This window comes from Actinomadura fibrosa, from assembly GCF_900659615.1.
Lineage (GTDB): Bacteria > Actinomycetota > Actinomycetes > Streptosporangiales > Streptosporangiaceae > Spirillospora > Spirillospora fibrosa.
Map to the genome: position 1 here is coordinate 116,320 of NZ_CAACUY010000001.1, position 17,899 is coordinate 134,218.

A 17,899-nucleotide genomic window follows, 5' to 3' on the forward strand; every position below is an offset into this window, starting at 1 on the left:
CGGCGGCCTCAGCCCAGGCCGAGGTCGCTGACATCGAACGGATGGCGGTAGGCGAGTCCCTCCGCCGCGATCCGCTCGGCCGCCCCGCGCTCCAGGATCGTCGCGACCGCGACGACCTCGGCCCCCGCGTCCCGCAGCGCCTCCACCGCGGTGAGCACCGACCCGCCGGTGGTGGAGGTGTCCTCCACGGCCAGCACCCGGCGTCCCGCCACGTCCGGTCCCTCGATGCGGCGCTGGAGCCCGTGCGTCTTGTCGGCCTTGCGGACGACGAACGCGTCCAGCGCCCGTCCCCGCGCGGCGGCCGCGTGCAGCATCGCGGTGGCCACCGGGTCGGCGCCGAGCGTGAGCCCGCCGACGGCGTCGTAGTCCAGGTCCGCGGTCTCGTCCAGCATCACCCGGCCGACGAGCGGCGCCACCGCCCCGTCGAGGGTGACGCGGCGCAGGTCCACGTACCAGGACGCGCGCCTCCCCGAGGACAGCACGAAGTCCCCGTGCACGACGGCCTTCTCCTTGATTGCCTTCAGCAGGTCATCACGATCGCTCACGGGGAAACCCTATTCACCCCGGTCCGCCGCCCGTGCAGGCGCTCCGTCCCGGTACGGTTCCGGAAGGCGACGCGGCCGTCCGCCGTTTCGCGATTCCCGCGGACGAGGGGGGTGGACACCTGACATGACGCCCGGGACCCTCGTCCTCCTGCACGCTCCGGGCACCACGGCGGCCTCCTGGGGCGACCTCCCCGAGATGCTCCGCTCCTACGGTCTGGACGTCATCGCCCCGGACGTCGCCGACGGCGCCGGAGCGCGCTACGTCGCCCGCGTCTCGCTGATCATCAGCGCGACGGCGCCCGCCGTCCCGCTGGTCCTCGTCGCGCACGGCGCCGCGGGCCCGCTGCTGCCCGCCGTCGCGCTCGCCCAGCGCGCCGCGCACCGGCCCGTGGGCGGCTACGTCTTCGTCGACGCCGAGCTGCCGCGCCCGCTCCGCGTCCACGACCACAGTGCTCACGGCCACGGCGCCCACGACCGCGGTGCCCATGACGGTGCTCCGCGCGACGCGGTGCCCGTCCCGCCGGACTGGCCGGAGGCGCCCTGCGGCTACCTGCGCACCCACGCCGACCGCGCGTCCGCGCCGGAACGCGATGAGACGGTCAGAGAAGCCCGCCTGCGGGGCTGGCAGGTGCGGGAGCACGAACCCCCGGCGGCCGTCGCCCAGGCGCTCAGCGAGCTCGTGGCAACCCTCTAGGACCACCGCAGCGCGCACGCCGGGACGGGCGGCAGGCCGAGCGGGCGGGATCGGTGCCGGGTCAGGCGTTCTTGAGGAGGTCGTCGAGGAGCGCGTCGTAGTCGTCCTCGCCGCGGCCAAGGTCGACGCGGGCGCGGTAGCGCAGCCGGAGGAGGGCCTCCAGGCTGTCTTCGGCGAGGGCGGCGTCGTCCGGGCCGGGGGTCAGCGTGGTCGCGCCGGCCGGCGGGCCCTCCTCGGGACCGCCGCCCATGCCGGTGCCGACCGCCCGGTCGCGCAGCGCGAGGACGACGTCGGCGCCGCTGGTGGCCCATTCGTGGGCTCCCGAGGCGTCGCCCTGCGCGTACAGGACCTCGGCCACGGCGCGGTAGACCTCGGGGTCGCGCGGCTTGTCGGCGCGGATCTGCTCCACCAGGCCGCGCGCCTCGTCGGCCCGGCCCAGCTCGAAGAGCGCGTCGGCGAGATAGGCGCGCGGGTCGCCGTAGACCTCGCCGCCGTCCTCCAGGGCCTTGCGATACAGCTCGGCCGCCCGGGCATGGTCGCCGGCGTGCTGCCACTGCTCGCCCGCGCGCAGCAGCACGTTGGCGCGCGACACCCCGCCCGACACCGCCTCGGCCAGCTCGGACAGCCGCCGGGCCGCCGAGATGTGATCGCCGGTGCGAAGGGTGTCGAACTCCAGATCGTCGAGATCGTCTTCCGTCACATGCGTCACGCTTCAACGCTACCCGCCGCTCGCCGACCGAAGCGGGCGAATCGACGATGATCGTGAATTACCGGAGCGTAACCGGCCGCGGCGGGGCCGCTCACCTGCGAGAACGTTCGAGCGCGTCCCAGAATCCGCGGCGCAGAGCGTGCCGCACCTCGTCGTGGAGCAGGAAGTCGATGGGGAGCGAGGACCCCTGGAGCAGGCGCGCCTCCAGGTCGGACGGCATGCGCGGCTTGCGCGCGAGGACGGCCTCCAGCCAGAGGGCGGGGGCGTCCCGCGCGACGGACTCGCCGAAGTCCTGGCCCTCCTGGTGGGCGGCCTTCACCGCTTCGGCCAGGCTCGGGGTGGTCTGCTGGGCGGGGACGGGAGCGATCTGCTGCGGCCCGGTGTAGGGGCCGTGCGGCTGGCCGGACGGCACCGGCATCGGCTGCGACTGGTTCGACGGCAGCGGCATGGGCTGCGACTGGCTGGACGGCATCTGGCCGGCCTGCATCGACTGCTGCATCGACTGGGGCATGGACTGCGGCATCGACTGCGGCGGGGGCGGCGGCGCCGGAGCGGGGACGGGGTTGTACTGCGGCCCGGTCCCGCCGGGCGGCTGGGGCGGCCCCGGCGCCTGCGTCGAGGACGGAGACGGCGTCGGAGCGGCCTGCAACGACGGCGAAGGCGGCGCGGCACCGTTCCCGAACGAGGATCCGAGGCCGCCCGCGCTGCCCGGCAGCGGCAGAGGCCCGGTGGACATCCCCGCAGGCATGCCCTGGCCCGGCATCTGACCCGGCATCCCCGAACTAGAGCCGGTCATCTGACCGGGCATGCCCTGGCTTGAGGACGACCCCTGGCCCCCGGTCATCGCCGGACCCAGGTCGCGCACGGACGGGATGGACGGCAGGGACGACCCCGGCTGCCCGCCGATGGGCGACGCGGGCGGGGGGCCGTTCTGCGAGGTCGAGTGCAGCGGGCCGATCGAGCTGCCGCTGCCGTTGCCGTGCCCGTTGGACAGCGGGCTCGTCCCGTAGGACGGCGCGCCGGCCCCGCTGTCCATGCCGGAGAGCAGGTTGACGTAGGGGCGGAGGTGGCTGGAGCCGACCTCGATGAGGTCGTCGCACTCCTGCCGCAGCACCCGCGAGATCGTCCAGTTGCCGTCGACGGCGACGTGCACGACCGTGACGCGGACGCCGAGGTCCTGGGCGTCGGCGACGACCTGGGCGAGGTCCTCGTCGCCGCTGACCACGACCGCGTCGGCGAGCGCGCCGTTGCGGGCGAGCGTCATCAGGTCGCGGTGGATCTCGGTGTCGACGCCCTCGCGGCGGCCCGGGCGGATGCGGCCGAGCCGCAGCTTGAGCCCGGGCAGGTCGGCGAGCGCGTCGTGCTCGGGCGAGCGCCTGCCCTCGACCGTGGCCTCGTACCAGTAGCAGCGCAGCAGCGGCATGCCGGTGCGCTCGCGGGCCAGGTTGCTCAGCAGCTGCAGGAGGCCGCCGAAGTCCCACGAGACGGTCTCGCGATGGCGGGTGCCGTGCACCGCCATGGCGCCGTCGGCCAGCAGGTAGCCGGCGTCTACGAACAGCGCGCAGCGATCCATGCGACACCGCCCTTCCTCAACACGGGGCCTCACCAGGTGCCCACTCCTCGGTCGAGCCGGCGAGTACGACCATTGTCCGGCGGCCTGCCCTTCCTGCGCTCGGGATGTGGGCCGGCGTAGTGACCCCGGGCGCTTATAGCGTAGTGAAGCCCGTAAGCCCCGTAGGCCAATACGGCGATTCGCCACTCTTTCATGACGTCCCGCCGGTCCGCGACTCCCCGGTAACAGCGAATCAAAAGCCGCGGCGGACGCTACCAGCCGTTTCGGCCCGTCCCCGGCTATCACCATGATCTTTACAGGAAGCGGCAGGTGGGCGCTCCGCCCCTAGGGTCCCGCGACCGGGGCTTGCGCCGCAGATGGCGGCCCGTGGCGTGTCGCGGGCCGTCCCGTGGCGTTGCGCTCGGCGCGTGGTGTTCCGGCTCGTCGCGTGGCGTTCGGGCTCGGCGCGTGGCGTCCCGTGGCGTCGCGGCTCAGCGGGTGATCGCCGCGCGGCCCAGCTCGGCGAGCGCGGTCGCGTCCCGCGGCGTCTCCCAGCGCACCCGGCAGTCGCGGCCGGTCAGCTCGACGGTGGCGATCGCGTTGTCGAACCAGGGGCCCTCGGTCATCCGCCAGCGCAGCGGCGGCTTCGGCACCCGCGCGAGCCGCGCCAGCCCGCGGAACGGGCCCCCGGCGGCGCGGGAGTAGGCGATCCGGTTCGCCATGCGGAACTTCCCGATCAGCGGGTTGCGCAGGGGCGAGCAGACGATCTGGGTGATCTCCGAGCGGCTGTCGGGCGCGACGACCCTGGCGAGATAGGAGTAGTGAATGTCGCCGGAGAGAAAGGAAATGCTGGCGGGAGCGGGACCCCGATCGCCCCTGCCGACGGCGAGCACGTCCTCCGCCACCTCGCGGAAGGACCGCTCGAACGCCGCCCAGTGCTCCAGGTCCGCGGCCTGCCGGATCTTCTCGCCGAGCCGCGCGCCCGCCTTGCCCCAGGCGCCGCCGGCGACCGCCTCGTTCCACGCCTCGGCGTGGTGGATCGCCCGCGGCAGCAGGAACGGCAGGGAACTGGCGATGAGCAGGTGGTCCACGCCGCCCTGGCACTGCTCGTCCAGCCAGCGGAACTCCTCGTCGTCGAGCATGCCCCGCCGGTCGGCGGTGAGCAGCCGGGAGCAGCGGCTGTCGACGACGACGAGACGGGTGCCGCCCCAGTCGTGCGCGTAGCTCCACCGCGTGGAGGCCGGCTCCTTGTCGGCCCGCTCGGCGAACTCGTCGACGATCTTCCCGCCGTCCCCGCCGCCCTCGGACGCCGCCCGCACCGCCGCGTAGACGGGATCGGCCGCCCGGTCGTCCGGCGACATGTTCCCGAGCTGCTGGTAGATCCAGTACGAGCCGATGCCGCCGGTGATGCGCGCCCGCCACCACGGCTGCGACCACATCTCCCGGCGCCACGCGAACGAGGTGTTCCAGTCGTCGCGGATGTCGTGGTCGTCGAAGATCGTGAAGGTGGGGACGGTGGACAGAAGCCACCGCACCGCCGGGTCGTCGTGCCAAGCCAGCTTGTACAGGTGCGTGTAGTCCTCGAAGTCCGCCGCCTCGTCCACCGGCGGCTCGCCCGGGTCGCGGCGCCCGCGGATGAACGCGCGCATCTCGTCGCTCAGCTCGTCGGCGTACACCTGGTCGCCGACCATGAGCAGCACGTCCGGCCACGCGGTGCCCTCGCCGCCCGCGCGGAGCCGGTGGGCGAACGCCGCGAGCGCGTCGTGCCCGAACTCCTCGACCGTGCCCGGCGAGCGGCGGCACGACCCGAACGAGATCCGCAGCCCGCCCGCCGGATCGAGCGTCCTCAGCTGGCTCGCGGGGAACTCCGAATCCTGCTCGGGCCACACCCGGTCGCCGTCGATGAGGACCTCGTACGGGACGCGTGCGCCCTTGTCGAGCCCATCGATCTCGACGAGGGCGAAGTGGTGCCCGTGCACCGTGAACGTGCGGGCGCCCGCGTCCACCCCGTGCTCCGCGCTGACCACGCGCACCTCGCACGGCCGGGCGGTCTCCACCCAGATCGTCGCGGTGTGCTCGCTGACGTGCCGGAGCTGGGGCCCGAGTACCAAAGCGGTCATACTCCGTCTCTCTAGCGGACGGAGAGCACCCGCGTCCACCGAAGCGCCCATCCGCGGATGTGAACACTCGCGCACGATCACCCCCCTCGCGAGGGAAACTCAGGTGCGGATCGCGCGCAGCACCTCCTCTTCCCGCTCCGGATCCAGGCCGACCACCGGACGATCGGGACGTTGCGGCGCCCGTCCGCCGATGGATTGCAACCACGCCCACGTGTCCGCCACGGTCTCCCCTGCTGGACGGCACCGGAGCCCCGTGGCGAGCGCCTTGGACACGTTCGCCACGTGCGTCGAGTCGTACAGTTCCCCCGGCGGAAGCCAGATCGGTAGCTCTATCCACGGTTCGACACCGGCGGCCAAGACGGCCTCGGGCTCGACCCACACCAGCTCCGCGTCCGACCCCGTCACCTGGACGCACGCTCCGAGCAGCTCGTCCATCGTCGTGTGACCGGGCGGGCTCACCAGGTTGTACGGCCCGCCGAGACCCTGCTCTACGGCGTCCAGAGTCCAGGCAGCCAGATCGCGGACGTCGATGTACTGCAACCCCAGGTCTCGCGGACCCGGAGCCAGGACACGACCTCCCCTGGCGATCCGCGTCAGCCACCAGGGCAGCCGTCCGATGTTCTCGTACGGGCCGATGACCAGCCCCGCCCGCACCAGCAGGGCCCGGTCACCGAAAGCCCCGATCGCGGCCAGTTCCCCGCCCCGCTTGTCTTCCGCGTAGCCGACCTCACCGTCGTCGGGGGAGGCCTCCACCACGGCACCGTTCTCGTCCAGCCCGGCAGGGGCGGGATACGCATAGACGGACCGACTGGAGATGTAGACGTACCGGCCGACCCGTCCGGCCAACGTCTCCGCCGCATCGCGGACGACGGACGGCGCAGCGGACCACGTGTCCACGACCGCGTCCCATTCCCCCTCCTCGATGGCCTTGAGCCCGTCCACGGCAGTGCGGTCCCCGTGCAGCGAACTCACGCCCTGCGGAGGCTCGTGGCGTCCCCGATGGAAGACCGTCACGTCCCATCCCCGCTTTGTGGCGTCCTCGGTGATGGCCCTGCCCACGAACTCCGTCCCGCCCAGCATCAGAATCCTCATGAGAGCACTCTGCCTTCTGTACGTTCTGTACGGAAGGTACGCACGCTCTCGGCGGAATCCGCCTGGCTGTCACCACCCGCCGATACCGTCGCCGCGTGACCTTCGACATCGTCCGGGACCTCCCCGCGGCCCTCCAGGACCGCTCCGGCGCATGGACCTTCATCTGCGGTTTCGCCGAGAGCTGGGGCTTCCCCCTCACAGCCTCGGACGGGACACCCGAATCCGAGCTGGCAGCGGCCGAACACCGCCTGGACGTCCGCCTGCCCACCGCCCTCCGCGAGGCATACCTCCTCTTCGGCACCCGCACGGACCTCCACAGCAACCACAACTGGCTCCTGAGACCGGACGAGTTCTACCTGGAGGACAAGGCCCTCGTCTTCCGGGACGAGAACCAGGGCGTCACAGCCTGGGGCATGCTCCTCGCCGACCTGGGCGACCCCGACCCGGCCGTGCACTTCTCCATGGACTCGGATCCCTGGCAGCCCTGGCTGGACCGCTTTTCCATCGCGGCCGTGGAAATCGTCCTGTCAGAGGTGCTCCAAGCCCAGAACGACCTTTGCGACTACCGGGACCTCGAAGAGGGAGAGCAAGAAGAGCTCTCACGCCGCTTCACGCGCCTCCCCTTCCCCGCCTACCCGGAGGGCGAAGACGGCCAGAGGTTCTACGCGGCCCCCGGCCTGCTCCTCTCAACCAGCGGAGGGTCCTGGCTCTCCGTCCGCGCCCGCGACGAGCAAACCCTCGACACCCTGCGCGAGACCTTCCCCGGCGACTGGCTGGAAGGCTGACCTCACGAGTCCACCGCGACCCGGGCGGTGACGGGCAGATGGTCGCTACCGGTCGCAGGCAGCGTGCGAATACGCCCAACAGTCGCCGACCGCGCCATGACCTGGTCGATCCGCACCACCGGGAACTGCGCCGCCCCCACCGTGCACCCGGCGACCACCCGCCCCCGTGTCCAACAGACCGTCCGTCCGCGTTCCCCCCGCCTCCCACTAACCCGCCCCCGCGTCCACAGGTAGGGGCTGGACAAAGCAGACGGGCCCCTCCTTGCGGAGGGGCCCGCGTTGCGAGTCGTCAGCTCTTCAAGCGGTCCAGCAGGGCCCGGAAGCCCTCAGGGGCCAGAGTGAGGTGTCCACCCTCTGGGTGCTTGGAATCGCGCAGTCCGACTCCTTCGTCGAGACGCGCCGCTTCCACGCAGTTGTTGCCAGCTCCCGAGTACTTGGATTTCCGCCACGCGGGCTTGATCAGCTCCATCTTTCCTTGATCACCTTCCTCAGGAACGCCCGGCTCTCCTCGGCATTGAGCGCTTGCGCTTGAAGCCTAGTAAACGTTCGATGCAGGCGGGCGAGCAATTTGGGGGCGTGCACCGTCTCGCCTCCCAGGAGGGTGTCCAGAAAAGCGATCATGGTCATGTCCGGCAAGGTCGCCATGACGAACGAGCTCTCCGCCCGCGTTTCCGCGCGGTACGTCGCCACCTGGACCGTGACGACCGTCCCCTCGCTCACCATCAGCAGGTGTTCGAGCTGCTGCCGCATGATTCCGGGGTCACCGACCATGCGATGCAGGACGCTCTCGTCGAGGACGATGCGCAGGTCCGGGACATTCTCCCTATCGAAGATCTCCTGCCGCGCCAGCCGGTCGCGCAATTCCTCTTCGGTGCTGAGTCGAGCCGCATACTCCTTGGTCTGGACCAGCCCGGTCACGTAGGTGTTCTCGAACGACTGGATGAGGACGGCTTCCGCCTCGCGATCCGCGTAGTCCACGAACGGACGGGGCCGGTCGCTGTCCTTCACGTACCGCTCCCACGCCTCGACGATCCCGCCGTCGGCGCCGAGGATCACGTCGATGCGCTCGGCGCGGTCACGCGTGCACCGGGTGGTGCCTCTGAGGATCTGCCCGATGTAGGTCGCGCTGATAGGGATCTTGGCCGCGAGCTGCGCGTTGGTCAGGCGCGTCACCTCCAGGGCGTCCGCCATGATGGCACCGAACCGCAGGGTGCCGGGGGTCGGCTCGATCTTGCTCATCCGGTGTCCCTTCGGCGGCGCCGCTCAACCTCCGCTCAACCCGAGCGAACCGGTCCGCTGCGCCGCACCTCAGGCTTATCTCACTCCATGTGCTCTTCGCGTCACAATACGTTGCGGCGGAGAACCCTTGGCACTAACCACGAAGCCACAACGAAGGTGTTCCGCCATGCCGGATCTGCACAGGGGCGAACAGCGCACCCCTGACCCGTCCAACGCCGCCTCGCCGATGGCGCTCGCCGCCGGTGACGTTCCCATGCTCGTGCTCGGCTGCACCGACCAGGCGCCCCGCCTCGCACGCCGATTCCTTGCCGCCCGGTTCCGCGAGTGGGGCATCGTGGACGACTACATCGGCCGCTTGGTGGTGTGCGAGCTCGTCACCAACGCCTACAGGCACGGCGCCGGCCCGATCGTCGTACGGCTGTCCCTCGACGAAGGGCAGCCCTGCGTGGAGGTGTGGGACGCGGGGGAGAACCACCCGGTGGTCCGTCCCCAGAACTGCGCCGCGACGTCCGGGCGGGGCCTCCACATGCTCGCCGAGATCGTCAGCGGCCGCTGGGGCGTCCGGCCCCTCAACGGCGGCAAGGCCGTCTGGGCGAAGCTCCCCACCCCTTGAACGGCGACGCCATCACGCTGATGATCGTGCGCGCGCTCTTCCCCCACTGGTCGATCACGTTGGACGGCGCGGGCGTGTGGAGGGCCATCGGCCGCATGGTGCTCTCGGCGTCCGACGTCGACGGCCTGCTCGCGATGCTTCACGCCGCCGACCCCGAGGCCGCGCGACGCGCCGTGGAACTGCTGGAAGAAGCCTCCTGAGCGAGGGTTGAGCCGCTTGGTGCGTCCACATGGCCCGCCGGGGGTAAGGGCCTGTCACGTCAGATCCCAGAGGTAGCGCGTCTGTCGGCGCGCTGCCGTGGCGTGATTGTGAAACCTCATTCGCCGGATACAGGAGTCGGTGGCATGAGCGTTCGGTGGCGCAAGTCCAGTTACAGCGGAGGTACCTCGCAGAGCGACTGCGTGGAGGTGGCGCGGTTGGCTGGTGGTGTCGGGGTGCGTGACAGCAAGGCGCCTGGGGCGGGGCATGTGGTGATTGGGGCGGCGGGTCTCGCGGGGCTTTTCGGGCTGATCAAGGCGGGCTGCCTGGACGTGCAGTAGGGGTCTCCCGGCGGGAGGTGGCCGTCCGCGGCTGAGTGATGGGGTTGCCGCGTGGGGGTTTTGCTCGGGGGGCGAGGGTATTAGCGTGGCGGTATGCGGGGCTTTGCCATCGGTGTTTCCGAGCGGGCGTTGGACGATCTGCGGGAGCGGTTGCGGCGGACGCGGTGGCCGGACGGGGTTCCGGACGCGGGCTGGGAACGCGGGGTGCCGGTCGGGTATCTGCGGGAGCTGGCGGAGTACTGGCTGCGGTCCTACGACTGGCGGGCAGCGGAGGCGCGGCTCAACCGGTTCCCGCAGTTCGTGACGGAGATCGACGGGCAGCGTGTGCACTTCGTGCACGTGCGGTCGCCGGAGCCGGACGCGGTCCCGCTGATCCTCACGCATGGCTGGCCGAGTTCGTTCGCGGAGTATGAGGACGTCATCGGGCCGCTGGCGGATCCTCGCGCGCACGGGGGCGATCCCGCCGACGCGTTCCATGTGGTGGTTCCGTCGGTGCCCGGGTTCGGGTACTCGATGCCGCTGGCCGGGACGGGCTGGAACCACGGGCGCATCGCGAGGGCGTGGGCGGTCCTCATGGAGCGGCTGGGGTACCGCCGTTACGGGGCGCAGGGCGGGGACACGGGTTCGATCGTTTCGCCTGAGCTGGGACGCATCGCGCCGGAGAACGTGATCGGCGTGCATGTGAACGGCGGGCTGGCGTTTCCGGAGGGCGTCGAGGGCGTGGAGCTCACGCCGGACGAGAAGGTGCGGCTCGCGGCGGCCGAGCGGTTGCGGGAGACGGGGACGGGCTACGCCGATCTGCAGAGCACCCGTCCGATGACCGTGGCCTACGGGCTGAACGACTCGCCGGCCGGGCAGTTGGCGTGGATCGCGGAGAAGTTCTGGGAGTGGACCGATCCCGCCAAGGCCCTTCCCGAGGACGCGGTGGGGCGTGACCGGCTGCTGACCAACGTGACCTTGTACTGGCTGACGGGGACGGCCGCGTCCTCGGCGCAGCTGTACTACGAGGTGCGCGCCGCGCCGGTGCCGCCGCCGGGTCCCGGCGGGGTGCCCACCGGGATCGCGGTGTTCCCGAGCGATCCCGCGATCCGCGCTCTTGAGGAGCGGCGGCACAACCTCGTGCACTGGTCGGAGTTCTCGCGCGGCGGCCACTTCGCCGCCGCGGAGGCGCCCGACCTGCTCGTGGACGACATCCGGGCCTTCTTCCGCCGCCTCCGCTAGATCCGGCGCACGCGTCACCGGGTTACGGGCGTACCGGAATCGGGGGTGCCCCGAGTGCGGCCGATCGTGCGCGGATGTGGTCGATGGGGTTTGACCGGCCAAGGGGCAGAAAACAGCGACATCAAATACCCATGGGTATTTATGTCCTTTGCTGTGCTTGCGGCATTCGGCGGTGCGGACGTCTGAGTCGTGAGTAAGGTCGAGTTTCTGCAACTCTCATTCGTGGGGGAATGAGTAATTTGGCGGGTATTGAGAGCTGCCTCGCGCGGATGATGGCGATCCCCGGGGCGCAGCGCGTGACGCTGGTCGACTGCGCGAGCGGGCTCGCGGTCGCCGCGGCGGGCCGCGAGGACCTCGTCGACCAGCACGAGGACGCCGCGGGCGCGACGGACGTGGTGCGGGCGGTCCTCGCCACGCCCGCGCTCAGCGCGACCCCGGCGGGCGACGACGTCGAGGAGATCATCGTGTGCGGGACGGGCGGCTACCACCTTTTGTCGATCACCGGAGCGGATCTCGACGGCCATCTCTTCGTCCATTTGCTGCTCGACCGGGAGAAGGGCAACCTGGCGCTCGCCCGGCTGCGGATGAGCAGGCTCGTCCAGGAAATGGTGGACGGCTGACATGGTCGATTCACTATGTCCGGATATGACCGATGGCGGGGTCGTGGCGGTGCTCGGGACGCTGGAGCGCGAGCGCCGCACCGGCGTCCTGCGGGCCGGGGACGACGGCGCCCTGTACCTGGACGGCGGGGCGGTCGTCCGCGCGGAGAGCCGCCACGCGCCCGGGCCCGAGGATCTGCTCGGCGGGCCCGATCCGGAGCTGCTGGCGCTGTTCGACGCGGCGTACTTCGTGCTCGGCTCGGAGGTGGAGCCGCAGTTCATCGACGGGCCCGTCCCGGACGCCCCTTGTCGCGTCACCGCGGCGACGCTCGTGCACGAGTGCCGACGTCGCCGCGCCCTGCTCGCCTCAGCCTGGCCGTCCGCGGACGTGGACGTGGCGCCCGTGGTCCCGGTGCGGCGCGTCCGGCGGCAGCGCGTCATCCTCACCGGGCTCCAGGCCGAGATCCTGCTCAACGCCGACGGCGACGCCGCGCCCGCGGAGCTGGCCCGGCGGCTCGGGCGGACGGCCTTCGCCTGCCTCCTCGCCGTCCGCGGACTCGCCGCCGCCGCTCTCGTGCAGGCGCCCCCGCTGGACGGTGCTCCCGCCGCACCGCACGACACCCCCGCCATGCCGGACGGCGCGTCCGCCCTCCCCGCCGGGTGGGCGCCCGCCGACCACGACCTGCTCGCACGGCTCCGCGCCGCTCTCGCCGAGCTGGCGTGACCGTGCGCAGACGACGGATCGGGACACTGATCGAAAGGCTGACGAAGGTGGCGGACACGCCCGGGCCGGGAACGGCACTGGTACCCGAGCCGGCGGTGACGGACCAGCTCAGGAGGCTGCGGGCGCGGATCCCGCAGCTCGCCGGGAGCCTGGTGGCCTCGGCGGACGGCCTGCTCGTCGCGCACGACCTGCCGCCGGCGGTCGAGCCGTCCGGGATGGCGGCCGTGACCGCGTCCGGGCTGTCGCTCGCGCACCGGATCGCGCAGACCGCGCACGGCGGCGCCTTCTACGAGGTGGTGATCCGCGGAGTCGACGGCTACGTGGTCACCTACTCGGCCGGACCCGCGGCCTCGCTGACCGTCATCGCGGGGGCCGGTGTCAACGTCGGGCGCCTGCACCTGGAGTCCCGGCCCGCCGCCCGCGCCATCGCCGCCCTGCTGGCGGCCTCGTCCCGCGCGGCCCCGCCGTCCGGCGGCGGCCGCATGTGATCACAACGGAAGGGGAGCACGCATGTCCAACCTGGAACTCGCGCTGAAGGAGATGATGGGCATCGACGGGTCCGTCGGCGCCGCCGTCGTCGACTACAACAGCGGCATGGCCCTCGGGCAGCTCGGCAGCTCGAAGACCCTCGACCTCCAGATCGCGGCCGCGGGCAACACCGAGGTGGTGCGCGCCAAGCTCCGCACGATGGAGCAGCTCGGCCTCAAGGAGGACATCGAGGACATCCTGATCAGCCTGTCCGCCCAGTACCACATCATCCGGCCGGTGACCGGTCGCAAGGGCAAGGGCCTGTTCCTGTACATGGCGCTCGATCGCGGCCGCGCCAACCTGGCGCTGGCCCGGCACCGCCTGAAGGACATCGAGGAGACCCTCGAAGTCTGACGCCAGTGTGGCGCCGTCCCGGGAGCGGGACGGCGCCACAGGTGTTCACTTGCGCAGGGACAGCTTCCCCGCCGGGCCGACGGTGAGCCGGTCGGTGGCCTCGTCGAGGTCGACGACCACCTCGTCCCCGTCCACGACGTCGCCGGACAGCAGCTCGCGGGCGAGCTCGTCGCCGATCGCCGTCTGTACCAGCCGGCGCAGCGGCCGCGCGCCGTACAGCGGGTCGTAGCCGGTCAGCGCCAGCCACTCGCGGGCCGCGTCGGTCACCGTCAGCGTGAGCTGCCGGTTCGCGAGCCGCCGGGCGAGCGCGTCGACCTGGAGGTCGACGATGCGGGTCAGCTCGTCGGTCGACAGAGCGTCGAACAGGATGACGTCGTCCAGCCGGTTGAGGAACTCCGGCTTGAACGAGGCGCGCACCGCGTTCCACACCGCGTCCCGCTTCGCGCCGTTCTCCAGCGTCGGGTCGACGAGGAACTGCGAGCCGATGTTGGACGTCAGGATCAGGATCGTGTTGCGGAAGTCGACCGTCCGCCCCTGCCCGTCGGTCAGCCGGCCGTCGTCGAGGACCTGGAGCAGGACGTCGAACACCTCCGGGTGGGCCTTCTCCACCTCGTCCAGCAGCACCACCGAGTAGGGGCGGCGCCGGACGGCCTCGGTGAGCTGGCCGCCCTCCTCGTAGCCGACGTACCCGGGCGGGGCGCCGACGAGCCGCGCGACGCTGTGCTTCTCGCCGTACTCGCTCATGTCGATGCGGGTCATCGCCCGCTCGTCGTCGAACAGGAACTCCGCGAGCGCCTTCGCCAGCTCCGTCTTGCCGACGCCGGTCGGGCCGAGGAACAGGAACGAGCCGGTCGGACGGTCCGGATCGGAGATGCCCGCGCGGGCCCGGCGGACCGCGTCCGACACCGTCCGCACCGCGGACCGCTGGCCGATGAGCCGCTTGCCGAGCTCGTCCTCCATCCGCAGCAGCTTCGCCGTCTCGCCTTCGAGGAGCCGCCCCGCGGGGATGCCCGTCCAGGACGCGACCACGTCGGCGACGTCGTCCGGGCCGACCTCCTCCTTGACCATCGCGTCGCGGGTCTCGGCCGCCTCCGACGCCTCGCTGAGCTGCTTCTCCAGCTCGGGGATCTCGCCGTAGGTCAGCCGGGCGGAGGTCTCCAGGTCGCCGTCGCGCTGCGCCCGCTCGGCCTCGCCGCGGAGCTGGTCGATCCGCTCCTTGATCTCACCGACCCGGTTCAGCCCGGCCTTCTCCTGCTCCCAGCGCCCGATCAGCGCGTTCAGCTGCTCCTGCTTGTCGGCGAGGTCGGCGCGCAGCCGCTCCAGCCGCTGCTTGGACGGCTCGTCCGACTCGTTCGCGAGGTTCAGCTCCTCCATCTTGAGCCGGTCCACCGCGCGCTGGAGCTCGTCGATCTCCACCGGCCGCGAGTCGATCTCCATCCGGAGCCGGGACGCGGCCTCGTCCACGAGGTCGATGGCCTTGTCCGGCAGGAACCGGGAGGTGATGTAGCGGTCCGACAGCGTCGCCGCCGCGACCAGCGCCGAGTCGTTGATCTGCACCTTGTGGTGCGCCTCGTACCGGCCCTTCAGCCCGCGCAGGATCGCGATGCTGTCCTCCACGGACGGCTCGCCGACGAACACCTGCTGGAAGCGGCGCTCCAGCGCCGGGTCCTTCTCGATGCGCTCGCGGTACTCGTCCAGCGTCGTCGCGCCGATCATGCGCAGCTCGCCGCGGGCCAGCATCGGCTTCAGCATGTTGCCCGCGTCCATCGCGCCCTCGGCCGCGCCCGCCCCGACGACGGTGTGCAGCTCGTCGATGAACGTGACGATCTGCCCGTTCGACTCCTTGATCTCGTTCAGGACGGCCTTCAGCCGCTCCTCGAACTCGCCGCGGTACTTCGCGCCCGCGACCATCGCGCCGAGGTCCAGCGAGACGAGCCGCTTGCCGCGCAGCGACTCGGGCACGTCGCCCGCGACGATGCGCTGCGCGAGGCCCTCGACGACGGCGGTCTTGCCGACGCCGGGCTCGCCGATCAGCACCGGGTTGTTCTTGGTGCGCCGCGACAGCACCTGCACGACGCGGCGGATCTCGGTGTCGCGCCCGATGACCGGGTCGAGCCGCCCGTCGCGCGCCGCCGACGTCAGGTCGACGCCGTACTTCTCCAGCGACTGGTAGGTGCCCTCCGGGTTCTCGCTGGTGACGCGGGCGTGCCCGCGCACCTTCTCGAACGCGTCCAGCAGCGCCTGCGGCGTCGCGCCGAACTCCTTCAGCAGCCCCGCCGCGGGACCGCCGTCCGCCGCCAGGCCCACCAGCAGGTGCTCGGTCGAGACGTACTCGTCCTCCAGCTGCCGGGCCCGGTTGCCCGCGGTGTTGACGGCCCGCTGGAGCTGCCCGGACAGCCGCGGCGTCGCGACCGTCGAGCCCGCCGCCTTCGGCATCGCCGCGAGCGCCTCCTCGGCGCGCCGCCGGATCGCCTGCCAGTCCGCCCCGACGGCCTCCAGCAGCGGCACCGCCGTGCCCTCCGGAAGGCCGATCAGCGCGACCAGCAGGTGCTGCGGGTCGACCTCGGGATGCCCCTCGGCCGCCGCCCTGCGGACGGCGATCGACACCGCCTCCTGACTCTTCTGCGTCAGCTTGAAGTCCATGTTGTTCCCGTCCCCATGCTCGACCCGCCCGGGGGCAGGCCCCGCGCTCCGGGCGTGTGCGTTCGGCTTCCGCCCGGAGGACGGCCCTCCGGGCGGGCGTGGTTCTCAGTCCCGGTCGCGCTCATGCCAGACCACGACGCTGGTGCGCCTGATCGGCACCAGGTCGGAGCCGGGAGCGCCGGGCGGGTCGCCCTGCCGCCGCTGCTGCGCCAGCCGCGCCGCGACGGCCCGGGTCGACTCCAGTTCGTTGGCGAGCTCCTCCAGCGCGCGGTGCGCCTTGGCGAGCTCCTCCCGGAGCCGCACGTTGTCGCGCTGGAGCTCCAGGATGTGCTTGATGCCCGAGAGGTTGATCCCCTCCTCCTGCGAGAGCCGCTGGATCTCGCGGAGCATCACGATGTCGCGCATCGAGTAGCGGCGGCCGCGCCCCGCCGTCCGGCCGGGCGAGACGAGGCCCATCCGGTCGTACGTCCGCAGCGTCTGCGGATGGAGCCCCGACAGCTGCGCCGCAACGGAGATCACATAGACCGGAGTGTCATCCCCGAACGGGTCTGTGTTCATTGCCTCGCCTCCGCTCGGCGGCGAGCGTTCGCCTTACGCGACGGCTTCCCTCGTCGCGTGCTCGCTCCTTCGTCGCTGCGCGCGCTCCTCAGTCCAGCCGCCGCGCGCCCGCTCGCGTTCATTGCCTCGCCTCCGGGTCACTCCGTCTTCGCCTGTTCGAGGAGCTCGCCGCGGAGGTCGTCGCCGGCGCCGGTCTCGCGGAGGCGCAGGAGGGCCTCGCGGGTCTGGTCGTCGAGCTTCTGCGGCACCTGGACGTCCACCGTCACCAGCAGGTCGCCCTTGGTGCCGTCGCGGCGGGCGGCGCCGCGGCCCTTGACGCGGAACGTGCGGGCGTTCGGGGTGCCCTCCGGCAGGCGCAGCGTCACCGGCTGGCCCTGGAAGGTGGGCACCCTGATCTCGGCGCCGAGCGCCGCCTCCGGGAACGTCACCGGGACGGTCAGCGTCAGGTTGTCGCCGCTGCGGCCGAAGACCTTGTGCGGCAGCACCTTGATGTTCACGTACAGGTCGCCGTGCGGGCCGCCGTTCTCGCCGGGCGCGCCCTTGCCCTTGAGGCGGATCTTCTGGCCGTCGGCGACGCCTGCCGGGATGCGGGCCTGGATCGTCCGGGTGCCGGTGGCGCGGCCGCTGCCGTGGCAGGTCGGGCACGGGTCGTCGACGACGAGCCCGCGGCCGTGGCACTCCCGGCACGGCTCCTGGAACCCGAAGCTGCCGAGGTTGCGGGTCTCGTGCCCGGTGCCCTCGCAGTTCGGGCACACCCGCGGGACGGTGCCGGCCTTCGCGCCGGTGCCCCGGCAGCTCGGGCACGCCGCCTCGCTGGTCAGCTTGATCGGGACGGTCACGCCGTTCATGGCGCGGCCGAACGACAGCGTCACCTCGGTCTCGACGTCGGCGCCGCGGCGTGCCCGCCGCGTCCCGGCCGTCCGGGTGCCGCCGCCCCGGTTGAAGAGGCCGCCGAACAGGTCGCCGATGCGCTCACCGGCGCCGCCCTGCTGGCCGCCCTGCGGCTGTCCGAAGAGGTCGCCCAGGTCGAAGGGGAAGCCGCCGCCCTGCTGGCCGCGGAAACCGCCCGGCATGGACCGCACCGCGTCGTACTCCTTGCGGCGCTTGTCGTCCGAGAGGACGTCGTACGCCTCGGAGACCTCCTTGAAGCGGTCCTCGGCCTCGGCGTCCCCCTTGTTGGCGTCCGGGTGGTACTTGCGCGCCAGCTTCCGGTAGGACTTCTTGATCTCGTCCTGCGTGGCCGTCTTCGAGACACCGAGGACCTTGTAGTAGTCCTTCTCCAGGTAGTCCTTGGTGCTCACGGCGCCCCGCTCTCTGCTATCGCACTTGCGTCAGGTCGTTCGTTCCCCGCGGCGGCCCGTCCCGGCGGGATGCCGGGACGGAC

20 protein-coding genes are annotated in these 17,899 nt (G+C 71.9%); 10 read left to right on the top strand and 10 right to left on the bottom strand.

Going from position 1 to position 17,899, the window contains the following annotated elements:
* Window positions 1-8: 8 nt before the first annotated feature.
* Window positions 9-545, bottom strand: coding sequence for an orotate phosphoribosyltransferase (gene pyrE, locus E1300_RS00495; RefSeq protein ID WP_131754831.1), 537 nt, complete (start codon window positions 543-545; stop codon window positions 9-11).
* Between the two features lie 124 nt (window positions 546-669).
* On the opposite strand from pyrE, the gene E1300_RS00500 reads away from it, so the two are divergent.
* Window positions 670-1,239 (top strand): lipase family protein, encoded by a 570-nt coding sequence (locus tag E1300_RS00500; RefSeq protein WP_131754832.1) that lies wholly within the window; start codon window positions 670-672, stop codon window positions 1,237-1,239.
* Window positions 1,240-1,300: 61 nt separating this feature from the next.
* On the opposite strand, the gene E1300_RS00505 is transcribed toward E1300_RS00500, so the two are convergent.
* From E1300_RS00505 to E1300_RS00520, 4 genes are all read right to left on the bottom strand, one after another.
* Window positions 1,301-1,948: a tetratricopeptide repeat protein gene (locus E1300_RS00505; RefSeq protein ID WP_242618860.1), complete on the bottom strand. Its 648-nt coding sequence runs from the start codon at window positions 1,946-1,948 to the stop codon at window positions 1,301-1,303.
* A 91-nt stretch (window positions 1,949-2,039) separates the two neighbouring features.
* On the bottom strand, window positions 2,040-3,521 hold the full coding sequence (locus E1300_RS00510) for an NYN domain-containing protein (protein WP_131754833.1): 1,482 nt from the start codon (window positions 3,519-3,521) through the stop codon (window positions 2,040-2,042).
* Between the two features lie 470 nt (window positions 3,522-3,991).
* On the bottom strand, window positions 3,992-5,620 hold the full coding sequence (locus E1300_RS00515) for an alkaline phosphatase D family protein (RefSeq protein WP_131754834.1): 1,629 nt from the start codon (window positions 5,618-5,620) through the stop codon (window positions 3,992-3,994).
* Window positions 5,621-5,719: 99 nt separating this feature from the next.
* Entirely contained in the window at window positions 5,720-6,712 is a 993-nt protein-coding gene (locus tag E1300_RS00520) for an NAD-dependent epimerase/dehydratase family protein (protein WP_131754835.1), read from the bottom strand.
* 95 nt (window positions 6,713-6,807) lie between these two features.
* On the opposite strand from E1300_RS00520, the gene E1300_RS00525 reads away from it, so the two are divergent.
* On the top strand, window positions 6,808-7,497 hold the full coding sequence (locus E1300_RS00525) for an SMI1/KNR4 family protein (RefSeq protein WP_131754836.1): 690 nt from the start codon (window positions 6,808-6,810) through the stop codon (window positions 7,495-7,497).
* A 289-nt stretch (window positions 7,498-7,786) separates the two neighbouring features.
* Here the strand turns inward: E1300_RS00525 and E1300_RS00535 are convergent, their stop codons facing one another.
* Both E1300_RS00535 and E1300_RS00540 read right to left on the bottom strand, forming a co-directional pair.
* A complete protein-coding gene (locus E1300_RS00535) occupies window positions 7,787-7,966 on the bottom strand; it encodes a DUF397 domain-containing protein (protein ID WP_131754837.1) in 180 nt (59 codons plus the stop codon).
* Window positions 7,957-8,736 (bottom strand): helix-turn-helix domain-containing protein, encoded by a 780-nt coding sequence (locus E1300_RS00540; RefSeq protein ID WP_131754838.1) that lies wholly within the window; start codon window positions 8,734-8,736, stop codon window positions 7,957-7,959. Before E1300_RS00540 ends, E1300_RS00535 begins: the two co-directional genes overlap by 10 nt.
* Before the next feature lie 166 nt (window positions 8,737-8,902).
* Here E1300_RS00540 and E1300_RS00545 point away from each other — a divergent pair, with 166 nt between their 5' ends.
* The 8 genes from E1300_RS00545 to E1300_RS00575 all read left to right on the top strand — a co-directional run bounded on the left by E1300_RS00545 (window position 8,903) and on the right by E1300_RS00575 (window position 13,314).
* Entirely contained in the window at window positions 8,903-9,349 is a 447-nt protein-coding gene (locus E1300_RS00545) for an ATP-binding protein (RefSeq protein WP_165502612.1), read from the top strand.
* Entirely contained in the window at window positions 9,346-9,549 is a 204-nt protein-coding gene (locus tag E1300_RS00550) for a hypothetical protein (protein ID WP_131754840.1), read from the top strand. Before E1300_RS00545 ends, E1300_RS00550 begins: the two co-directional genes overlap by 4 nt.
* A 144-nt stretch (window positions 9,550-9,693) precedes the next feature.
* Entirely contained in the window at window positions 9,694-9,888 is a 195-nt protein-coding gene (locus E1300_RS00555) for a DUF397 domain-containing protein (RefSeq protein WP_131754841.1), read from the top strand.
* A 93-nt stretch (window positions 9,889-9,981) separates the two neighbouring features.
* A complete protein-coding gene (locus E1300_RS00560; RefSeq protein WP_131754842.1) occupies window positions 9,982-11,109 on the top strand; it encodes an epoxide hydrolase family protein in 1,128 nt (375 codons plus the stop codon).
* 239 nt (window positions 11,110-11,348) lie between these two features.
* On the top strand, window positions 11,349-11,729 hold the full coding sequence (locus E1300_RS49725; RefSeq protein ID WP_165502613.1) for a hypothetical protein: 381 nt from the start codon (window positions 11,349-11,351) through the stop codon (window positions 11,727-11,729).
* Between the two features lie 25 nt (window positions 11,730-11,754).
* On the top strand, window positions 11,755-12,432 hold the full coding sequence (locus tag E1300_RS52055; RefSeq protein WP_242618861.1) for a hypothetical protein: 678 nt from the start codon (window positions 11,755-11,757) through the stop codon (window positions 12,430-12,432).
* A 47-nt stretch (window positions 12,433-12,479) separates the two neighbouring features.
* Window positions 12,480-12,920, top strand: coding sequence for a roadblock/LC7 domain-containing protein (locus tag E1300_RS52060; protein WP_242618862.1), 441 nt, complete (start codon window positions 12,480-12,482; stop codon window positions 12,918-12,920).
* A gap of 22 nt (window positions 12,921-12,942) precedes the next feature.
* A complete protein-coding gene (locus E1300_RS00575; protein WP_131754843.1) occupies window positions 12,943-13,314 on the top strand; it encodes a hypothetical protein in 372 nt (123 codons plus the stop codon).
* A 45-nt stretch (window positions 13,315-13,359) separates the two neighbouring features.
* On the opposite strand, the gene clpB is transcribed toward E1300_RS00575, so the two are convergent.
* From clpB to dnaJ, 3 genes are all read right to left on the bottom strand, one after another.
* The gene (gene clpB, locus E1300_RS00580; protein ID WP_131754844.1) at window positions 13,360-15,957 is read right to left on the bottom strand and encodes an ATP-dependent chaperone ClpB; all 2,598 of its coding nucleotides are present in this window, start codon (window positions 15,955-15,957) and stop codon (window positions 13,360-13,362) included.
* 105 nt (window positions 15,958-16,062) lie between these two features.
* Window positions 16,063-16,515 carry a heat shock protein transcriptional repressor HspR gene (locus E1300_RS00585; RefSeq protein WP_131754845.1) on the bottom strand — a complete coding sequence of 151 codons (453 nt, stop codon included), beginning with the start codon at window positions 16,513-16,515 and terminating at the stop codon, window positions 16,063-16,065.
* A gap of 137 nt (window positions 16,516-16,652) precedes the next feature.
* Window positions 16,653-17,816: a molecular chaperone DnaJ gene (gene dnaJ / locus E1300_RS00590; RefSeq protein WP_131754846.1), complete on the bottom strand. Its 1,164-nt coding sequence runs from the start codon at window positions 17,814-17,816 to the stop codon at window positions 16,653-16,655.
* Between the last annotated feature and the right edge of the window lie 83 nt (window positions 17,817-17,899).